The organism is Anaerococcus obesiensis (assembly GCF_016599815.1).
In the GTDB taxonomy this organism is placed as follows: Bacteria; Bacillota; Clostridia; order Tissierellales; family Peptoniphilaceae; genus Anaerococcus; species Anaerococcus vaginalis.
This window is the reverse complement of record NZ_CP067016.1, coordinates 1215295-1235342: the sequence shown is the minus strand read 5'-3', so window position 1 is coordinate 1235342 and position 20048 is coordinate 1215295. Positions and strand designations below refer to the sequence as shown.

At 28.7% G+C, this 20048-nt stretch carries 10 protein-coding genes and 10 pseudogenes; all 20 read right to left on the bottom strand.

Annotated elements, in window-relative coordinates; all coding sequences use genetic code 11:
* Window positions 1-8: 8 nt before the first annotated feature.
* The 20 genes and pseudogenes from I6H46_RS06150 to I6H46_RS10430 all read right to left on the bottom strand — a co-directional run bounded on the left by I6H46_RS06150 (window position 9) and on the right by I6H46_RS10430 (window position 19959).
* Window positions 9-2327: pseudogene (locus I6H46_RS06150) on the bottom strand (leucine-rich repeat protein).
* 28 nt (window positions 2328-2355) lie between these two features.
* Entirely contained in the window at window positions 2356-2613 is a 258-nt protein-coding gene (locus I6H46_RS06145; RefSeq protein WP_004838435.1) for a hypothetical protein, read from the bottom strand.
* Between the two features lie 19 nt (window positions 2614-2632).
* Window positions 2633-5009, bottom strand: a pseudogene (locus I6H46_RS10535) (CD1108 family mobile element protein); the annotation flags it as partial.
* A 17-nt stretch (window positions 5010-5026) separates the two neighbouring features.
* On the bottom strand, window positions 5027-5395 hold the full coding sequence (locus I6H46_RS10655) for a hypothetical protein (protein ID WP_234287279.1): 369 nt from the start codon (window positions 5393-5395) through the stop codon (window positions 5027-5029).
* 203 nt (window positions 5396-5598) lie between these two features.
* Window positions 5599-6563: pseudogene (locus tag I6H46_RS06135) on the bottom strand (DNA-methyltransferase).
* A pseudogene (locus I6H46_RS06130) lies at window positions 6535-9027 on the bottom strand (VirB4-like conjugal transfer ATPase, CD1110 family). Before I6H46_RS06130 ends, I6H46_RS06135 begins: the two co-directional pseudogenes overlap by 29 nt.
* Window positions 9024-9362, bottom strand: coding sequence for a PrgI family protein (locus I6H46_RS06125; protein ID WP_002838958.1), 339 nt, complete (start codon window positions 9360-9362; stop codon window positions 9024-9026). Before I6H46_RS06125 ends, I6H46_RS06130 begins: the two are co-directional and overlap by 4 nt.
* Window positions 9362-9618: pseudogene (locus I6H46_RS10530) on the bottom strand (hypothetical protein). Before I6H46_RS10530 ends, I6H46_RS06125 begins: the two are co-directional and overlap by 1 nt.
* Window positions 9619-9635: 17 nt before the next feature.
* Window positions 9636-10498 (bottom strand): annotated as a pseudogene (locus I6H46_RS06115) (VirB6/TrbL-like conjugal transfer protein, CD1112 family).
* Between the two features lies 1 nt (window position 10499).
* Window positions 10500-10715: a Maff2 family mobile element protein gene (locus I6H46_RS06110; protein ID WP_000394208.1), complete on the bottom strand. Its 216-nt coding sequence runs from the start codon at window positions 10713-10715 to the stop codon at window positions 10500-10502.
* A 49-nt stretch (window positions 10716-10764) separates the two neighbouring features.
* On the bottom strand, window positions 10765-11037 hold the full coding sequence (locus tag I6H46_RS06105) for a single-stranded DNA-binding protein (protein ID WP_456151195.1): 273 nt from the start codon (window positions 11035-11037) through the stop codon (window positions 10765-10767).
* A gap of 188 nt (window positions 11038-11225) precedes the next feature.
* Complete coding sequence (locus tag I6H46_RS06100; protein WP_234287436.1) at window positions 11226-11897, bottom strand: Abi family protein; 672 nt, start codon at window positions 11895-11897, stop codon at window positions 11226-11228.
* Window positions 11898-12245: 348 nt separating this feature from the next.
* Window positions 12246-14047 (bottom strand): annotated as a pseudogene (locus tag I6H46_RS06095) (VirD4-like conjugal transfer protein, CD1115 family).
* Between the two features lie 101 nt (window positions 14048-14148).
* The gene (locus I6H46_RS06090) at window positions 14149-14301 is read right to left on the bottom strand and encodes a hypothetical protein (protein WP_200225602.1); all 153 of its coding nucleotides are present in this window, start codon (window positions 14299-14301) and stop codon (window positions 14149-14151) included.
* 188 nt (window positions 14302-14489) lie between these two features.
* On the bottom strand, window positions 14490-14981 hold the full coding sequence (locus I6H46_RS06085) for a PcfB family protein (RefSeq protein ID WP_004838426.1): 492 nt from the start codon (window positions 14979-14981) through the stop codon (window positions 14490-14492).
* Window positions 14982-14985: 4 nt separating this feature from the next.
* Window positions 14986-15850: pseudogene (locus I6H46_RS06080) on the bottom strand (ATP-binding protein).
* Window positions 15851-15864: 14 nt separating this feature from the next.
* Window positions 15865-16840, bottom strand: a pseudogene (locus I6H46_RS10435) (replication initiator protein A).
* 86 nt (window positions 16841-16926) lie between these two features.
* Window positions 16927-17217 (bottom strand): CD1845 family protein, encoded by a 291-nt coding sequence (locus I6H46_RS06070; RefSeq protein WP_004838423.1) that lies wholly within the window; start codon window positions 17215-17217, stop codon window positions 16927-16929.
* 621 nt (window positions 17218-17838) lie between these two features.
* On the bottom strand, window positions 17839-18444 hold the full coding sequence (locus I6H46_RS06060) for a response regulator transcription factor (protein ID WP_004838421.1): 606 nt from the start codon (window positions 18442-18444) through the stop codon (window positions 17839-17841).
* Window positions 18416-19959: pseudogene (locus tag I6H46_RS10430) on the bottom strand (hypothetical protein). The gene I6H46_RS06060 and the pseudogene I6H46_RS10430 overlap by 29 nt, the downstream one beginning before the upstream one ends.
* Between the last annotated feature and the right edge of the window lie 89 nt (window positions 19960-20048).

Below are 20048 nucleotides of genomic sequence, written 5' to 3'. Positions count from 1 at the left end.
TCCTTTTCTTACTTTATATTCTTAAAGACATAAACTGCCTTTCTGCTATTATCCCATTCTATACTTTGATCTTTTTCATCTCTTATATCCCCACAGCTTGCATTAAAAGCTTTAGCTATATTGGAAATAGATGCGTGAATTCTTCCATTTATAATTACAGGTTTAGTGTCAGAATGATAAATGTTTCCTTGACTATCTTTCATAACACCAGTATCTATATTTAATCTTAGAGTTTTTTTAGGTAAGGCTGTATTTTCTTTATTTGAAAAGATAGCCTCTCTCTTACTATCATCATATTCTACATTAAACCCAAGAGTATAAGCTGCATATCTAACAGGTAGCATAATGCGATTATCCTTAATATATGCTTTTACATCCATATACACAGTAGTTTTCTTTCCATCTTTTATAATGTTATAGAAGTTTTTGTTTACTTGGAAAACTGCAAATTCTTTTTCATCTTTAACTTGTTTTTTATCTCGTCTTTCTTCTTGCTTTTTCATCTTGTTAAGATCAAATTGATTTAGAATGTTCTTGTCATCAGCTTTCAAAAGTTCGTCCCACTTCTTATCTTGAGATTTCTTATCTTCTTTCTTCTCTTTGTTTTCTTTTTGGAGTTTTAGAAGTTCATCTAATTTCTTAGATAAGTCTTGGTTTAGATTTTTGTCTTTTTCATCTTTAGATTGTTTTTCAAGTTCTTCTTTCGATTTTTTATTTACTTCCTCGATTAACTTCTTTGCTTCTTCGATTTTCTTATCTAACTCTTTTTTAGCTTTTTAATTTCTTCATCAGAAGATTTTTGTTTTCTTCTAGTTCTTTAATCTTATCTTCTAATTCTTTTTCGTCTTTTCAGAAGATTCTTTTAAACTATCAATAGCCTTTTGAAGCTCTTCAATTTTCTTACAGCATTCTGACTTAGTCTTTTCTATCTCTTTCTTTTTAGACTCTAGGTCTTTTATCTTAGTATCTTTTTCATCAAGAGTTTTTTCTAAGTCCTTAATTTTATTATCTTTATCCTCAATTACTTTAGTCTTCTTTGCAAGCTCCCCTTCTAAAGACTCAAGCTTTTCTTGCATTTCTTTGGTTTTATTTTCGTTTTTATCGGTCTTTTCTTTCTCAGCTTCTAACTCCCATTTTGTAGATGAATAATCCTCTTTTAGTTTTGCATTTTCATCTTGCAATCTTTTTAATTCATCTTTAAGCTGAGTAATTTCTGCTATTAGTTCATCATTATTAGAATTTTTAAGATCCTCAATTTCTTTATTCAATTGAGCTATCTTATTGTCTTTATCTCTAATCTCTTCTTCTAGCTTAGCTTTTTCTTGTTTTAGTTTCTCCCCATTATCTTTGCAAGATTCTAACTTTTTCTTTAATTCATCTATCTTTGATTGGTCTTCTTGTTTCTTATCATTTAAGTCTTTGATCTGATTTTCTAAATCATTAATGTTTTTAGTTAAATCATCAATCTTATTGTCCTTTTCATCAATATCTTGTCCTGTCAAATCTGTTTGAGTATCAATGGAATATTTATTTGGATTGTATATAGTCATCTTTCCTTGATACATATCATTGTTATAATCAAATTCAAGTTCTACACTATCTACATTCTTATCAAAGACAAATTCTCCATTTTCATAACTTAATCCATTAGGAATAGATTTGAATCCTTGATTTCCGTTGAAACCAAAATGATTTTCGTAAAATGGATTTTGTTTTGGTCTATACTCAACTTCTTGATCATGGAATACTCCCTTACTGTTAATATTTGGATTGCCTAAAACTTTTATAGTGTGCAATTTATTTCTTGAAAAAGCATACTGTTCAATTGTCTTCACAGACTTAGGTATAGTTATTTCTTGGAGGTTATTTCTTTCAAAAGCATTATGTTCAATATTTGCCAAAGTATCAGGTAAAGTCACTTCTCTAAGTCCACAGTTGAAAAATGCTAAACCACCAAGATAAGTTAGACTATTTGATAGTTTTACATCGTCTATACTTGCTTCGTAAAAGGCAGCATAACCTAAATGCTTAACAGAATCAGGAATAATTACTTTATCCCAATGTTTGCCACGTCCAAATTCTCTTTTATATCTAAGTTCATCGTTTGAATGACTTAAAGAATAATTTCCATTTACAGATTTCGTTCCTTCAGGAAACACTAGAATATTTGTCTTCTCTTTCTTTTCTAAGCCTTTATCACTAAAGGCAATTATATTTCCCTCAGAGGAATACATAAAATCATCTTCCGTCCACTCCACCTTATCATCTGTTTTTGCATATACAGGACTTACAGCAACTATATTCACTAGACTTACAAGTAGCATCATTACAGCTAAAATCCCACTGGTTATTTTTTCATAAATTTTCCTCACTTTCATTTATATCTTTTTTTTTAAGTTCTTGTCTTTCTCTATTTTCTTCTTCCTTATTTTTTCTAACAATAAATAAAAATTCATCAAGAGATATTTTTCGACTTCGAAATTCCTTGATGACCTCTAAATTTTCTATTTCTTCTTGTTCCTCTACTAATAACTGAAGTTCTATTTCAATTTCTTCTTTTTTCTTTCTTAATTTCTTCTGTTTTTCTATGTTTCTGATTAATTTTTTATTCATAGATTTTTACTCCTTCCCCTTATTTTGGTCTACCAAAGGAATAAAAGTGATTTTTCCAGTATCTTGAGTTTATACTGGTATATTGGATAGGATCTCCTGCATGGAGCATCATTCCATTTCCGGCATATATCCCTACGTGAGAAATTGGCGTACCGGAATTATATGTGCCTTTAAAGAAAATAATATCCCCAGGTTTTGCCTCGCTTGGAGATATTGGATTACAATAGTTTTTATAAATAAGCCAAGCTGTAGTTCTTGGCATTCTCTTTACACCAGACTTTGTAAATGACCAACATACAAAACCTGAACAGTCAAAGTTAGATGGTCCACTTGCTCCAAACACATATCTTTTACCTATATGCTTTTCTGCTTCATTAAATAAGGCTTTGGCAGTTTCAGAATCAAAAGCAAGACCGGGATTTCCAAAGTTTGGATTGTCTATAATCTCTCCCAAGTTCCCATAGCTTGATCCAAAATATCCACTCATATTTCCCTGACTATCAAGTAAAGCTAAATAATGAGCCATATTTGTTTCATAGTTTGCAAATTCTTCTCTTGCTATTTCATCAACACTTTTCTTTTTATAGTTAATGTTAGAATTCTATAGGTATATGGATTTCCTTCACTGTCATATTTTGTAATAGACTTTGAAGTATATTTTTTCTCATACATTTGATTAAATAGTTTTTTTAATTCCTTTTGTATCTCTTCAGCTGACTTAATCTCTCCATATCTTGCTGTTAAATAGCTAAAAAGCTCGTGTAGATCATGACCAACAGAATCTCCTTTTATATGATATTCATCATAATTTGGATAATTTTCTTTAATACTATCTATTTCATCTTGTAATGCATATTCATAACTTGTAAATTCATTATTAATATCCATTAAAACTTCTTCTTTTGATAGATAGCTTGTAGCTATAACATTACTTGTTAATCCTGAAGTAAGACTGCCAACATTGCTAATTCCTTGAAATAGCATAAAAAAAGTCCTAAAATACAAAGAGCAATTAAAATTTGCTTATATCCTTTGTTTTTTAAAACTTCCAATGTTTTCTTTCCAATATTAGCGAAAGATTTCTTTATTCTATTTACTAAACCTTCCCCGTGTTTCTTCCTAAAATCTCTCTGAAACTTCTTTTTCATAAAAAATCGATTCAATTTATTAGAGTTTTGATAAGCTTTAGTCTTCTTCAATTCTTCAAAATTTCTTTGAAAGAGGAGTTTACTTTCTTTCTTATAAATTTTTCCTTCTAAAGATTTTATTTTTCTTTGAGTTTTTAAAGGTTTTTTTCTTCTAAAATGGCTAATTTCTCTGCCTACAACTTCGGTAGTTCTACTAAGCTTATAAGCAGCGTTAACGCCTGCATTATCATCTTTCCCACTATATAGATAGTTTGCCGTCATAGCACTCGCAAAAGTAATAGGTTTTTCTAAACCCGCTTTTTTTGACTTTTTCTTATCCTTAATTAACTCTTTTTCCTTTTTATTCTTTTTCTCATATAGTTTTGATACTTTATCTTCCTTTTTATAAAACTTATCTTTTTCACTTTTGTTATCTTTTTTAGAATGGAATTTAGTTTTATTTTTTGTATCTACCTTATTTTCTTCAGATACATTTTTAGAATCCTGTACTTCTTTTTTTGTCCTGGTGTATTCTTTCTTTGGATCAAAGTTGCTTTTCTTTATAGTATTATCAAAAGCGTCTTTTATTTGTCTTTTCTTTCCCTTGTTTTTATTAGAAATTCCACTATGATTTAAATCAAGTTCATCTACTTCAAGATTCTCATTTTTTATTACGTTTTTTTCCTGTTTGAAGATTTCTTTTTCGTGCCTATTTTTCTTGATTCTTTTTATTTATATTATATTTATCTTTATTTTTTCAGATTCACTTTTAAATCCTTCAGATAGGCTATCCTGTCTAAATTTCCCACTAGAAACCCTACCCATTAGCATATTTTTTCTTCTAAATTTCTAACTTTGCCTTTGAAATATTTGCTATTTTGTTTTTATTAGTATTCAGATCTTGAATTATTTTTTATCTTCTTCATTTGCCTTATATGATAAGTCTTTTCTTCTAAACTTCCCATTTAAAGATTTTAATTCTGCTTTTTCCCCTTTGTCCTTAAACTGACTTTGAGATTGATAAAGTTTTTTTAAGGTGTTTTTTTGAAAGCTTTCTTTCCCTTTATTACCAAGAATAGAAGAACCATCCCAATTTTTTCTTTGCACATCAGAAGATGGTAAATACTTATAGTCATCTCTTGTGTCCCTATATGATACATTGCTATCACTAAAGTTCATGTCATAGCGATCTATGACACCATCATTATCTGAGTCCTGCGATAAGGGATCATATGTTGAACTTACCTCTATATTAAAATTCTTATCTTCTTCTTTTCTAAATCTCCTTATTTTTTATCTGGCACATCATTAAAACTTTCACTCTCAACGTTTTTCTTCAATTTTAAATTACTATTCCCCTTGTAATTTTTTTGGGGAGAAATGCTACTTTTTATATTAGAGTTAGTTGAAATTACTCCATTATTAAAATCTTCTTTAAAATTACTTAGCCTATATTCTGTTTCTTGCCCGTGATATTCACCATATCTACTTTCCTCATTTTCTTCCATTTTTCTATGCTGCCATTGCGAATATTCCGGCTGATATTCATTATGATAGGAGGATTCTGCAAATTTTTCCTCATGGATTTTTCTTTGTCTTCTTTCTCTATTTGGCTTTTCTTTTTCTTTGAATAAATCCTGACTATTTTCTTGCAAATGATCTGAGTAATATTTAGAGTTTTCAACATTATTGTCTATGTTGTTCCTGCTTTTTACTTTATTTATTTCTTTTTTTGAAAAATCTAATGGTCTCTCTGTATCACTGAATTTTTCATTACTTTCTTCTTTCTTTCCTGATATAAGCTTGGTCTTTGGTACATCTCTTGGGTTTACTTTCCCTTTCTTTTCATATATACCTCCTATTTCATATTTTTTTCAATCCTTTCTTTAGCTATTTGACAGTAGTCTTTGTTTATGTCAATTCCAATATATTCTCTGTCCATCCTAATAGCTACCATTCCAACAGTTCCTGAACCCATAAAGGGATCAATAATTAAGCCTTTTTTAGGACATCCTGCTTTTATACAAAGTTCTACCAGTTTTGGTGGAAATACAGCATAGTGTTTTCCTTTAAATGCACTGGTGTTAATAGTCCAAATATCTCTATTGTTTCTAAACTTAGGGACATTATCTCCTATATATTCTCCATACTCTCTTGCTTCATTTATGCTCTGTCTTTTAGCTCCTGTACCTTCTTGTAAATACTTATTATCTTTTCCTCTTGCCCTCATATATCTTTTCTTGCTTATTTCTTTTATTGGTTCTTTCATCGCGTCAAAGTTATAGAAATACTTTCTTGCTTTTGATAGTAGGAAGATATGTTCATAGGACCTTGATGGTCTATCTCTACAAGACTCAGGCATGGCATTTTCCTTATGCCAAATAATATCGCTTCGTAAATACCAACCGTCCTCTCTTAATTTTAAAGCTAGTTGCCAAGGTATCCCCATTAAATCTTTTGCCTTGTAGCCACTGAGTTTTTCTGTAATAAACTCTTTTTGACCACTTCTTCCTTCTATGTTTTTAGGATCTTTATATTCTTTTTTGCTTCTTGTCCCTGCATAAGAATCTCCAATAACTACCCAAAGTGTTCCTTCTTTTTTAATACTCTTTTTACTTCTCTAAAGACTTCAATTAATTTATTTAAATATTCCTCCGGACTTTCTTCTCTTCCAATTTGTCCTTCTGCTTTATAGTCTCTAAGTCCATAATATGGAGGAGATGTAATACAGCAATCAAATATTTTATCTGGAAATTCCTTTAGAGCAGAAATTGCATCTAAATTAATAATATAGTTAGTTTTTAACTTCTCTCTGTCTATCAATTTCTATCCCTTCCTTTAATTCTTCTGGTTTAGTTGTCATTAACTTATACAATTTTGTATCTTTAGGGAATCTATCTACAAAAGGTACTATTGTGTTTCCGTAGAATAGTAATCCCTCTCCCTCATTGGAATTTGTTACATAGGATAACTGATAAAGAGATATATTTAACTTGTTCGCTAAAATTTCCCTATCACCACTAGCTTGATTAAGCATTAAGATAAAATCTGTGTTATCAAATATATTTTCTATTTCAGGACTGGCTAAAAGGTCCTTTACATTTTGTGTTAATCCTGTTGGAATCCCACCCCATTTTCTAAATCTTTTCCAGATTTCTATGGAATATGAGGCTGTTTGTTCTTCTCTTAAAAGCAAATGGAATTCGTCACAGTAATATCTGGTTTCCTTCTTATTCCTATTAATAGTTACTCTGTTCCATACTTGATCTTGAACAATTAACATACCTATTTTTCTAAGTTGCTTTCCTAATTCCTTAATGTCATAGCAAAGAATTCTATTGCCTGTATCTACATTAGTCCTATGGTTAAATACATTAAGACTACCTTTGACATAAATTTCCATTTCTACTGCTAATTTTTTCCCTACCTTTTCTTCTTGTTTTAAAAGTAAATTATATAAATCTTCTAAAATTGGCATATTTTCAGGAATAGGATTGTCGAAGTAATTCTTATATAATATTGGAAGACATCTATCAATTACTGAAGTTTCTTCTGCACTTAACCCTTCCTTTCCTACTACAAGTTCAAACAGTGAAAGAATAAAGTCAGACTTTAAAGATAAGGGATTGTCTTCATCGGCATAGTCTACATTTATATCCAACGGGTTTATATAATCCTTACTTGTTGGCGATATTTTTATAACTTCTCCACCTAGTGCCTTAGTTAAATTTCCATACTCCCCTTCCGGATCACATATAATGATGTCATCTTGTGTGATTAAAAAAGCATTGGTAATTTCTCTTTTAGCCGAAAAAGATTTACCACTACCAGGCGTTCCAAGTATTAAACCGTTTGGATTCTTTAAAAGCTTTCTATCTGTCATAATAATGTTACGACTTAAAGCATTTAATCCGTAGTATAAGCTCTCTCCTTCTAAGCACAGCTCTTCTGTTGTAAAAGGAATAAAGACTGCTGTAGAGCTAGTTGTAAGTCCTCTTTTTATTTCGATTTCATTTTTTCCGAGTGGCAGGGAGGAAATTAGTCCTTGTTCCTGTCTATAGTTAAGATTTTTCAATACACAATTATGTCTACCTGCTATTGAATTTAGTTGAAAATTATATTACTCAATTTCTTTCTACTTTTTTCCATATTTGTAAACAAAATAGTTATGACAAACATTCTCTCATTATGATTTTGAAGTTCTACTAACAGTTTCTTAGCATCATTACCATAGGTAATTAAATCGCTTGGAAGAATATCAATATCATATCCTGATCTTATAGCCTTCTTATTTTCTTCAATTTTCATTTTATCCAAGTCTGTTATTTTTCTTTTAATCATCTTTATAGCTTCTGTTTGATCAATGGAATTTATATGAAATGTTACAATCATATTTTCTTCAACTCCTAAAAATTCTGATAATAATCTATCTGATAATTCAGGTGCTAGAATTTGTAGAAAGTTTACTTCTCCAAAGTATTCTCCAATTTTAAATTGATTGTTAGATGAAAAGTTAAATGATGCTGGTACTATATAATCCTTAGTAGATAGTCCACTATATTTTAGGTCTTCAAATGAAAAAACAAAATTCTTATTTGGATTTAAGATATCGTGAATAACCTTTAACCTTTCATATCCACTTAATACATAAGCTTTTACTCCCATCTGCTTAAAGTTATTTAATATATCCATTTCCATTCTTTCAAGTCTTGTAGTTGCCTCTTTTAAATCTTGTGCTTGTAAGCTAAAGGTTATATACATATATTTAGTAAGTCCATTATTTCCTTTTTGACTCTGATTTTTTAGCATTTCCCTGTACTCTTTTCGTATTTCATTATATGAATCGTTTCTATCCGGAACATTGATGTTTTTTTCTACTTCTTCATTTTTTCCTATGCGATTAATATATGAAAGTTCTATATCAACACTTGGATCAAAATAGTTTAAAAAACTTGAAAATTCATTAAATATACTTTCCTTATCTTCTTCTGTTGAAAGCTGGTAGTTAATATCTAAAAAACGTATCATTTTATTAAATTTGTTCTTCTCAACTTGGCAAATCCCATTTCTCAACATTCTTAAATAAGGGATTGTTTCCTGAACGCTCTTTTTCTTCTTCCCACCAAAAAGGAAAGCTTCTTTTTGGGCTTTCCTTTTTCTTTAGAAATATTTGCTTTTTTCATCTTTTTTTGACTTATACTAATGCTTTTTAAATCTTCTTTTTGTTTTTTTAAATTTCTTTTTCTTGATTTAATTTTTTCTGTTGTTTTTTCTGTATTTGATTCATTTACTCCTTTCCTTTCTTTGTTTCTTTATATCATAAATACATTCTGTCTTGTATATCCTTATACTTGTCTGTCTTTTCTTATCTATAATATACTTTAAATATTTTTCAAAATAGATCCCGTCCTTTTCATAAAGAGTTGCAAATATTATAGGAAAAGACACACCTATCATAATTAACATAGATAGGTCATTAGGCAGCACTTTTTTTACCATTAAATATACTGGAAAGCCTATTAGACCTGCAATTGTAAAGCCAATTAATTGTCTTTTTGTTAGATTTAGAGCTACCTTTGTTTTTACTTTTGTTAAGTCCTTTGGGACATTTACATAAGCCATTATTCTAAACCCTCTAAGTAAAAGCCATATATGTCTTCTCTGTTCAGATCTTCTAATGATTTTCCCATATTCACTGCTATTTCTAAGACTTTTTCATTCGTTTCTTCTCTATTATCTAAAACTTCCAATGTTTTTCTTATAATCATTCTATTTTGTATTTCTCTTGTAATATATCCCCCTATTAAAAGTATTGGGAGTCCTATTGTTCCAAGTGTTTTTAAATTAATTTTTTGTCCTTTTTTCTTCTAATTTTCATCATCTTCTCCTTTTTTATTAATGAGCATTTAAAATTGATTTTGCAATACTTCCTGATTTCATCATAGTTATACCAAGTATTAAGGTGTATCCTAGTAATTCAAAAATACTTTTGTGTATGTCTGATATATTTAAAGTCTTAACAAGTACGGCATAAATTCCTACGCATATAAGTAGGAATAAACCTTGCAAGCCAAGTGCGAAGAGCCCTCTTATATAGTTTGTTCCAATACTTCCCCATTCTTTATTACCCATTGTGGCAAAAGGTATGGCGCAAACTGAAGTATAAATATATATTTCTATCATCCTGCCGTATAGAATAACTGTAATTAGTATTGATATCCCTTGAATTATCATCTTTACAATTGATGTCTCTAGTACTATAGTCATTAATTTTCCTATTGACTCTCCTTTTAGGCTATCTACCATATTAGCTATATCACCTGGAGAAACTTTTGCACTAGCATTTGCCACACCTGCTGCCTTTCCTATTAAATTCTGTGCCACATCAAATACTGCCATAGAAAAGTCAAAAGCATGAGATACAAGCCATACTGCTATCCACATTTTTATCATATATTTAAAAAATCAAAGGTATCTGTGTCATGCATATTATTTTTGTTCATTACCATTTGAATTAATTCAATACATAGTACAGCCGTTATGATAAGACCTGCTATGGGAAGTATAACATTTTCTGAAATAGACTTTATGAAGTGGAAAACCTCCGAGTTCCATCCACTCGGAGTCTTTCCTACCTCATTTGCTATCGTTGATACTTTGTCATTTATATCAAGGAGCATTCCGCTTAAATTTTCCTTGATCATATCAATAAGTATCTCCGAAAAAAACTCTTTGATCTTATCTACTATATTAAACATTTTATTTTAACACGTTTGCTAATAGCGGTATTAGTTTTAAACCTATGAGTACAATTCCCCCTCCCGCCATAAGCTGCTTAATGCCCTGAGATTTTGCACCCGGATTGTCATTACCATAACCTTCCATCAGGTTAATTACACCCCATGCTCCAAGTCCTGCACCTACTGCCATAACTAAAATCTTTAATACATTTACTGCCTGTGTAAAAAATTCCATTTATATTTCCTCCTCTTTTCTTCTTTTTCAATTTTATTTATGTGCTTTACTATAAAATTTTTAAATGTCTTGTCTTCTTTTTTGTTTCCTTAAAATATCCAAAAATATGGATGTATTCTCCACTTTTAAATTCCTTCACACTTTTTGCCTTTTCCCCGTAGAGATTACAGTAGATATATTCTTTTTTAACCTTTCCTTCTTCTTTGTTCTTCCTAACTATTGTGAAGTTAGCTACCTCTTTTTCTCCTTCCTTTGTATCTATTGCAGTTGTTTTTATTTCTCCTACTAGATTTCCATTAATATTTAGCATTTCTCTTTCCATTTGTTCTATCTCCTTTATTCCATAAAAAAAGCGATAGTTTTCTCTATCGCTTCTACTTCTAATTCATTAATATTTCATTTTTCTCTGTATCTTATTTTTCGGCTCATCTCGTATATATTTCATTCTTCCTCCTTTGGGAATAAAAAAACACCGAAATGTTTTTTCGGTGTAAATTTCTCTATTTAATTTTATGGTTTTAGTAATTCTTTCCAGTTTTCTATAAAGCCAACATGCCTTAGTTCAATATTTTCATATCTTGCTATTAGTTCCGTTAGATCATGATAAAATTTTTTGTAATTTTCTTCTTCAGAAACTATTTTAAGATTAACTAATGTAGCAAATATTGTATTGTTTGAAATATTCTTTTTTAAATATTCTTTATATAGCTTTGGTGATTTTGTAAGCTTTGCTCCATATAGCCTGCCATAATGGGCACATATATTTCTTATATAGGCAAAATTTTCTATCCAAGATTCAAAGTAATGGTAGTCTGTATGAAAGACTTTTGCAATTTTACTTTTATCTTCATTTTTCATATTTTTATACATTTTAGATAAAGTTCCAAAACTTGCTACTTCTATCACTGCATAGAGCGGAATTTCTCCACCTTCATAATTGTCTTTAAAGTTTTTTATAAATGGTGAGCGTCTATTTCTTTTTGTTTCTCTTTCTAAATCATTTAATGCTTCTTTATATCTGTTTTTATATTTTCCCACATTTGACAAATCTTTGTAGCCAAAATTTCCATATTTTAAAGAAAAATAGTTTGTGATAACTGCTCTTAAAGAAACTTCAATATGTTCTATTATTTCAAATATGAGTTGTCTAAGTTCTCTATCAAATTTATATAAACTTACAATATCTTCAAAACTTATTCCTGATATATATCTTCCATCTTTTTTAATGTGATACTATAAGCTTTAATCAGCCTGTAATAGGATATTCTTCCAAGAATTTTCTTAGCATAAGTTTTATCTTCTACTAAAAGTCCTAAGTCTATTAAATTTTTACTTGATTTTCTATACTAATCGGTTCTTGATGAATTTTTTCATTTTTTCTCCTAAAATCAAATGACCCGACTTGGTCCGCATTGTTAAGAGGCGTGTCGGGTGCTGTTGAAATTATTATATGTTATAAAATATTTTTTGTCAAGTATTTTCTTTTAATCTTTCCTAAATATCTATCTTACTTCTTATTTAATTTTAAATTTATTCATCTAATATTTCAACTACCATACTCTCTTTTAACTTAACCTCATCTTTTCTCTGTAGGTATTTCTCTATGTCAAATATATTTCTCTTATCATAATCTTCAAGGAACTTATAATTCTTATGTTTGGTTATGTCAAATTTATCTGAAAGAAATGGTCTAACTCCTCTTAATTGGTAAATACATTTCCCACCATCCATTACAGTTATCTCATCTTGACTCATTAATTCTTTTCCAGTTTTTTGATAGTTTAAACCAAAACTCCTTTGATTTGATCTTGTTTCCGATGTGTTATATAGGTCTATTGTTTCTTTTCCCAAACTTTCAGATAATTCTTTTAATGTTGTTTTTTCTTTTCCTCCTAGAAAGAGTGTTGAGTCACAATTGCCAACTATAGTATCGGCATTATCTTTATAGATGCTTTTTAGTTGTGATTGTGCTTGTAATATTATACAAGCTGATATTTCTCTACTTCTAATAGTTGCAATAAGCTTTTCAAATTTAGGAATTAAGCCGATATTTGCAAATTCATCAAGTAGGCATCTCACATGAACTGGAAGTCTTCCGCCGTATTCGTCATCTGCTTTATCACATAATAGATTAAATAATTGTGAGTACATTATTGATACTACAAAGTTAAATGTATCATCTGTATCTGATATTATAACGAATAAAGCTGTTTTCTTTTCTCCCAGTGTATCAAGCTCAAGTTCATCTTCTTTCATCAAGTCCCTAAGCTCTTGAATATCAAAAGGAGCAAGTCTTGCTCCACATGAAATAAGAATAGACTTCGCTGTTTTTCCAGCAGCAAGTTTGTACTTTTTATATTGCTTTACTGCGAAATGGTTTGGCTTTTCTTTTTCTAATGCTTCAAACATATAGTCTACTGCATTTTTAAAATTTTCATCTTCTTCTCTTACTTCACTTGCATCTATCATATCCAGTAGTGTTGCAAAGTTCTTTTCTTCTCTTGGAGCTTCATAGAAGATATATCCAATAAGAGCTGTATAGTAGAGTTTTTCTGCTTTCACCCAAAAATCCTCACCTGCTTTTTCACCCTCTCCCTTTGTGTTTGCAATGATTGTCTGCACTAATTTGAGTATATCTTTTTCACTTTTCAAGTATGCAAAGGGATTATATCTCATGGATTTTTTAAAGTTTATTGTGTTTAGTATTTTTATCTCATATCCATTTCTTTCCAACATTTTCCCACATTCTAGGACTAATGTTCCTTTTGGATCGGTCACTACATATGAAGAGTGCATTTGCATGAGATTTGGCTTTACAAAGAACCTTGTTTTACCACTACCAGAACCTCCAATTACCAATACATTTTTATTCCTAGCATATTTTGGATTTTTAGGTCTATTGTTCATGGTAAGTCTTTCAGTTTGAGTTAGTAGCACATTGTTTTCAAACTTCCTGTCAATGTATGGCTCAATGTCTTTCTCATTTCCCCATCTTGCCGATCCATATTCTCTGCCCTCTCTAAACTTTTTTGCTTTTTTCTTTTTCTGTATAAGGATTATCTTAATAACTACTGATAGAATTAGACCAGGTATCAGGTTTTTATTTTTAATGATGGAATATAGTTTAAAGTATCTATTTGACTAAAAGCTACTAGAATTCTATCTATTATATCTCCTCCTATATAAGAGTTGACATGGCTTGTAAAGATATTTCCTATATAAAAAAATAAGAGGTAAGGAAAATTTTCTAATACAAATTTCTTCTTATCTCTTATCTTAAAAACATTTTTTATATCTTTTATTATTTCATTTAGTATTTTCGAATCAATCACTTCCTCTCCATAAAAAAGAGTAGATTTCTCTACCCATTAGCATCTTATTTATCCTATTTATCTTTTTATATCTTATTACTGGAACTTGTTTTATTTTTTACCTATCTTTTTCTTTCCAAGACAAACATCATATTTTCATTTCTTTTAAAATATCCTAAATCTTTATGATAGCTTATACCACACTTGCAATGTAGTAATCCTATAAATTGTTGTTTCATCTTTCTTTTACATTTTGGGCAAATATTTTTCTTCATTTCATACACTTATACTTTACTTTCAAAGGTAGCTTTTAGTTTCTTTCCTAATGCTTCTTCTCTCATTTTTATCTATAGATAAGAGAAATTCTTCTACTGGATGGCTCCCATCTTCTTTTCATAGTATCCAACAATAAGGCTATTCATGCCTTCTCATCATCTATATTATATATAGCCAAGTATTTTTATTATAAACTTTGTTCCTGATGCTTATGTTTAACCTTATCACTGTCAATAGTATCTTTGACTTTATCCTTGAAGTTATTAAGCCTTTCTATTACAGATTTCCTTTTTCTTGACTTATCTTTAGTAAATTTCTGGACTGTCTTTTTAAAAGCCTGTTCCATTACTTTTATATCTTTTGCTTGAAAAAAGATAATGTTGTTTCCATTTTCTAAATCTTTCTTTATGGAAAATTTCACGCCATATCTTTTTAGTTCTTTTTTCAATGCTTTTAAGTCTATGTCATTTAATTCTAAGGTTTCTACTTTACCTTTTTTTACAAGGTCTTTTACTTTTACTTTTTTAAATTTTTCTAAGGGTCTTGACTGTTCTGTCTGCGCTTTATGTTTATTTATTTCTAATATTTTCTTCATCAAATTTATAACTTGCTTGGCTGTTACTATACTTGCTTTTTTTACTATGGCTATTGTTCTGCTATTTATATCATCATTTTGCATTCACTCACCTACTTTCATTCTTTTTTAATATTTCATAGGCTAATTTTGATTTCTCCTTCATTTTTCTATTCTTCTATTTTCTCCTGTAAATATAATGGGACTGCATATTTCAAGTATCCTTGAGTAAATTCTTTTATCTTTTATAGTTTCAGGATTAGTTAAAGCTGATATATTTAAGTTTGTTGTTATAATTAGAGGTTTCCAACTTCTATATCTACTATCTATTATGTTAAAGATATGCTCAGCTGCAAAATCTGTATCTCTTTCCATTCCAAAATCATCAATAATTAATAGTTTCTTATGATTTAGGTTATCTATATACTTGCTTTTATCAATCTCAAAGTTGGTCATATCATTTAAAATTACTGAAAAATTTGTCATTTTAACTGATATTTCTTTTTCTAGTAAAGCATTTGCTATAGAACTTGCAAGATATGTTTTTCCACATCCCACATTCCCTGTGAGAATTAATCCTATATTATTTTCATATATTTCATCAAATTTTTCCACATAGTTTTTTGCTACTTTTTCATGCTCACTATCTTTGTCCATATTTTTAAAATTCCAATTTAATAAGATAGGATCAGAAAAACACTCTTTTTTTAAGTGTTCAATTTTTAAAAGCCTTTTATTTTCTTTTCTTTTTTCTTCCTCTAATTTTTGTCTTTCTTTTTGCATTGACATAAAATACCAACTTTTTTTATTTCTCCAAAGAAGTCTATTTCTTTTTCAATTGGTGTTTTACATTTTGCACAATATTTTAATCCTGTTTCTTGATCTATATAACTCCTATTTTCTTCATCATTTGATGGACTATTTGTTTCTGCATTTTTTATTTTCTGTTCTAGGATTTCTTTTATTAACTCCATATACTCATCTCCTATCAAGTATTTAAAATTTCTCTCCAGATATCCTCATCATTACTATAGTCATAATTTTCTCTTTTCTGATCTTCTCTCTTTATGACTTCTATGTTTCTAATATTTTCATCTGCATTGTATAAGAGAGTCAGTAGATAGGCATTAATGTTTTTAATATCCTTTGGAGCATTTTCTCTTAGGTATTTCAAAACATAGTCTATGTGTTTATAGTTAAGACTTAGAAATCTTTCTTTAAAATTTTCATTGGATATATGCATCCCTCCTATTTTAATCTTTGTAAAGCTAGTTAATGCCTTTACAAGTACATTTATCATTACATCTACTTGCTTCTTTTCTTCTATTCTTACTTTTTCAAAGGTTTCATAAGATATATTCTTTTTTATAGTTTCTTTTAATTCTTCCTCCTCCAAAGTTTTTTTTGATTTTTCTCCTAGCTTTTCTAAGGGGATATGGGGTGGTATTATTAAAATCAGTATTATTAGTTTTAGTATTATTAATATTAGTATTATTAGAGTCCTCTTTTGAAACTTCTTGAGGTTTGTTTTCTAAACTTCCTGAAGTTTGTTTTTTAAACTTCTTGAGGTTTGCTTTTGAAACTTCTGTAGTTTTATTATTTTCTGTGTAAATAAAGTTCTTTACATAGAGTAAATTTGGCTTTCCAAGTCCTAACCTCTTTTTTTCTAATAATCCTATCTCTTCAATTTCTTTCATTACTTTGACCGATTTATTTCTCCCCCAATTTAATACTTCCATAATTTCTTCTATGGTATAGATGATGTATACCTTGTTTTCTTCATCTAACCATTTATTCTTAATTGACAAGCTCATTCTATCGAGTAGAATTCCATAAAGAATTTTTGCTTCTACGGATAGTTTTTTAAAATTTAAGTCGGTAAATAAAGTTTTGGGAATCCTAAAAAATGAATATTGTTCTGCTTCATTGCCATAATAGTATTCAAATTTAACTATTTCTTTCATCATAACCCCCTTTCTTTTCATATAAAAAGAGATAGCTTTGATTTTGCTATCTCTTTTTCATCGTTTTAATCTATTTATTTTTATATTTAAATTGCTTTTATTCTTTCATTCACCTCTTCTATCACTTCTATAATAAAATATCCTAGCACTGGTAAACCATAAGGACTAAAAAGATATGCTAGTATAATTGCCTCTATAGCGAGTGCTTTTTCTCCATGATAAACAGATCCCAAAAATCCCATAATAGCGATAAATGAAATCAGTTTAAAAAATATTGTACTAAGTCCTAATACAAACGTTAAAAATAGAGTGATGATACTTAACGCTATACTAATAGGAAACAATATGATTTTGAAAAAATTTCTAAATATTATCATATTCTCTTCAATCCTTATTACTTATGTTTTCTTTTCTTTTTGCTAATTTAATAAAAAGATGACAGACTTAATCCTAAATCGTCTTGTTTAAAAGTTTTGTGGAAGCCTTTAAACTTTGATTTTAATGGATTTATTGTATCTGTCATCATTATATCACTGTCCCCCGAACCACTATCTCCAATAATAGATAAAAATTCTCCTTCCTTAACAGTAAAACTTACATCATTTACTGCTTTGACTTCTACTTCTCCTTGTTTGTATATTTTTTCACTTTATCTATAATTAAAGTCATTAAACATCCTCCTTAAATTTGAAAATCTATTTATCTGTTGATTCACAATTGTATCATCAAAATAATCATACATACTATAAATCGTTTACTATCAGCAGCATTGACACAAACTTATACTTCATTAAAATCTAAAGTCTTTAGTTCTTATTCTTTAGTTATTCCCAACTATTTTTATTTATTTTTTCAGTTTACTAGAATAATTCATTGCTTTACCAACCTTAAATGTTATTAATTTCCACCTTTCCCTAATTTTATATTTTTTGAATTCTATTTCAGCTAACTTTTGTGAATAAAAAAGCACTAGAATTATAAAATTCTAATGCTTGTCTCTAAAATGAATCAACATATCCTAACTCACGCACTTTATCTATCATTTCTTGATAATTTCTAACACCTAACTTTTGATATATTCGTGATAAAGATACTGCCAGACTTCTTACATTTGTATTTAGTTGTTTAGCTAACTCTTTCCTTGATAGTCCGTTTGAATATAGTTTAACTATATGAATTTCACTTTTTGTTAATGGTTCTAACATATGATTATCTTCTGGAAAGATCGCTTTGCCTTTCAAGGCGATAGATTTTATATTTTCTATTAGTTTAGATGTCTCTTCTTCTTTGGAAATAAATCCTTTACATCCAATTCTTTTTGCTCTTTTAATATAAAAGTCTAATTTATATGCAGTTAAGATAACAATTTTAATTTCCTCATACTTTTCTATTAATTTTTCAGCTAGATCTAAACCATTTATTGTTCCTTCTATTCCTGTCAAATTAATATCTATAAGTAATAAGTCATAGTTAAATACGGATTCATTTATACTAAGTTCTTTAACATCATTTACTATATCTACAGAAATAGATTCGTCCGTCTCTAAGCTCATTTTTAAAGAAGTTGCAACCATCTTATGATCTTCTATTAATAAGATTTTCATTTACTACACTCCTCTCTATTGGAACTTCTATTTTAAATTCTACAAACGATTCATCTAGTTCATTTTGGTTATTGGAAAAATCGAAATCAAATTTTCCATCATATTCTCTTAAGTTCAATCTTAATATATTTAATCCTATATTTCCCTCTACTATTTTTCTTCATCTTCTAAATAATCTCCATAATTTTTATGGTAAGATAAATTTTATCTTCTAAATTTATAAGAACAATATCCGTACTGTATCCTTTTGAATGTTTTAATGAATTTATCAATAATTCATTAATGCATTTATAAATTAACTCAGCATATGGACTAGGCAAATCTATGTTTCTATCACATTCAAATTCTATAAGCATTTCATTATCTAAATACATGTTTTCTATATCTACTATAAGTCTGTTGTATGCGTCATATAAAGAGCTATAATCATTTAGCATTGGATTGAATGAATTTATTTCATGGCGAATCAGATTGTTTAACTTATCCAGATTTTCTATAATGTATTTTTTGCCAGATCCTGAAAGATTATCCTCTATCCACCTTCTTATAGCTATTATAATCTGTAGAATATCATCATGTAAAAATGTCTGTATCCTTAGAGTATTCAGTTTTTCAATTTCTAAATTTCTATGTTTTTCAACATAATAGTTATCCAACATCTCCTCAAAAGTTATATAATTGGATTTTTTATGTTTTTCGAACAAGCTAAATGATACCAAAAACATGAAAAAGCTTAAAGAAAATACTATAACTCCCGAAAAAGATAATAATGTAAAGTAGAGCATTAGAAACAAAATTATAAATTCAGGAAATATTTTTTCAAAGAACGGGAGAAAAATAATAAACCGCTTTTGATTTTTGTCTTACCAATCCTATACAGTAATATAGACTCAATGAAGATACATGTAAATAGTTGATACTCACTTATAGAAATAAGTCCCTCAGATTCATACTTCTTGTATACGAAAAAAGCTATTATAAATAAAGTTTGCAATATTATAATTGTCTTACTTTCATATTTTCGAATATTTTATCCTTTGAATATAATATGATTGGAGTCAATAATAAAATAATCACAATATAATTGAATATTGAAGATGCCAAATAAGTATTAAATTTCATCACTATTATTGATATGATAATCCCCATTGTTGTAATTAATGGAACGAACTTAATTCTACTCGATGAGCTTAAAAGATTGAAACTTGCAAATAGTATCAAGCTATAGATTAATAGTTCGATATACTTTCCTATCGAAAGATTTCTTAATATTAAATCTTGTGAAAAAATGAAAGTAATAAATAATTCAACAACCAAGCTATGCATCAGTATATAATTTTTTTCAGTATTTAGCACGCATATAATATAAGCTAAAAAGTTTATAACACTTAGTAAAAATACTATTAAAATCCCAATATCTAATGTCTGCTGATATCTTATAAGTGCTGCTATGGGAATAAACAAAACAACTTGCAATAATATATGAATAATTAAAATTAAATTTTGTTTTTTCATCTTGACCTCCTTTTAAATTTTAATCTGATAATCTTTATATATACAATTCGATTTTCTTAATTCCGAAAAAAGGATCTATTAAAATTATA

Excerpts from the sequence above, each read along its gene's own strand:
- I6H46_RS06145 (WP_004838435.1), bottom strand. The coding sequence starts at position 2,613 with ATGAATAAAAAATTAATCAGAAACATAGAAAAACAGAAGAAATTAAGA.
- I6H46_RS06125 (WP_002838958.1), bottom strand. The coding sequence starts at position 9,362 with ATGGCTTATGTAAATGTCCCAAAGGACTTAACAAAAGTAAAAACAAAG.
- I6H46_RS06110 (WP_000394208.1), bottom strand. The coding sequence starts at position 10,715 with ATGGAATTTTTTACACAGGCAGTAAATGTATTAAAGATTTTAGTTATG.
- I6H46_RS06105 (WP_456151195.1), bottom strand. The coding sequence starts at position 11,037 with ATGGAAAGAGAAATGCTAAATATTAATGGAAATCTAGTAGGAGAAATA.
- I6H46_RS06090 (WP_200225602.1), bottom strand. The coding sequence starts at position 14,301 with ATGAAGAAAAATATTTGCCCAAAATGTAAAAGAAAGATGAAACAACAA.
- I6H46_RS06085 (WP_004838426.1), bottom strand. The coding sequence starts at position 14,981 with ATGCAAAATGATGATATAAATAGCAGAACAATAGCCATAGTAAAAAAA.
- I6H46_RS06070 (WP_004838423.1), bottom strand. The coding sequence starts at position 17,217 with ATGATAATATTTAGAAATTTTTTCAAAATCATATTGTTTCCTATTAGT.
- I6H46_RS06060 (WP_004838421.1), bottom strand. The coding sequence starts at position 18,444 with ATGAAAATCTTATTAATAGAAGATCATAAGATGGTTGCAACTTCTTTA.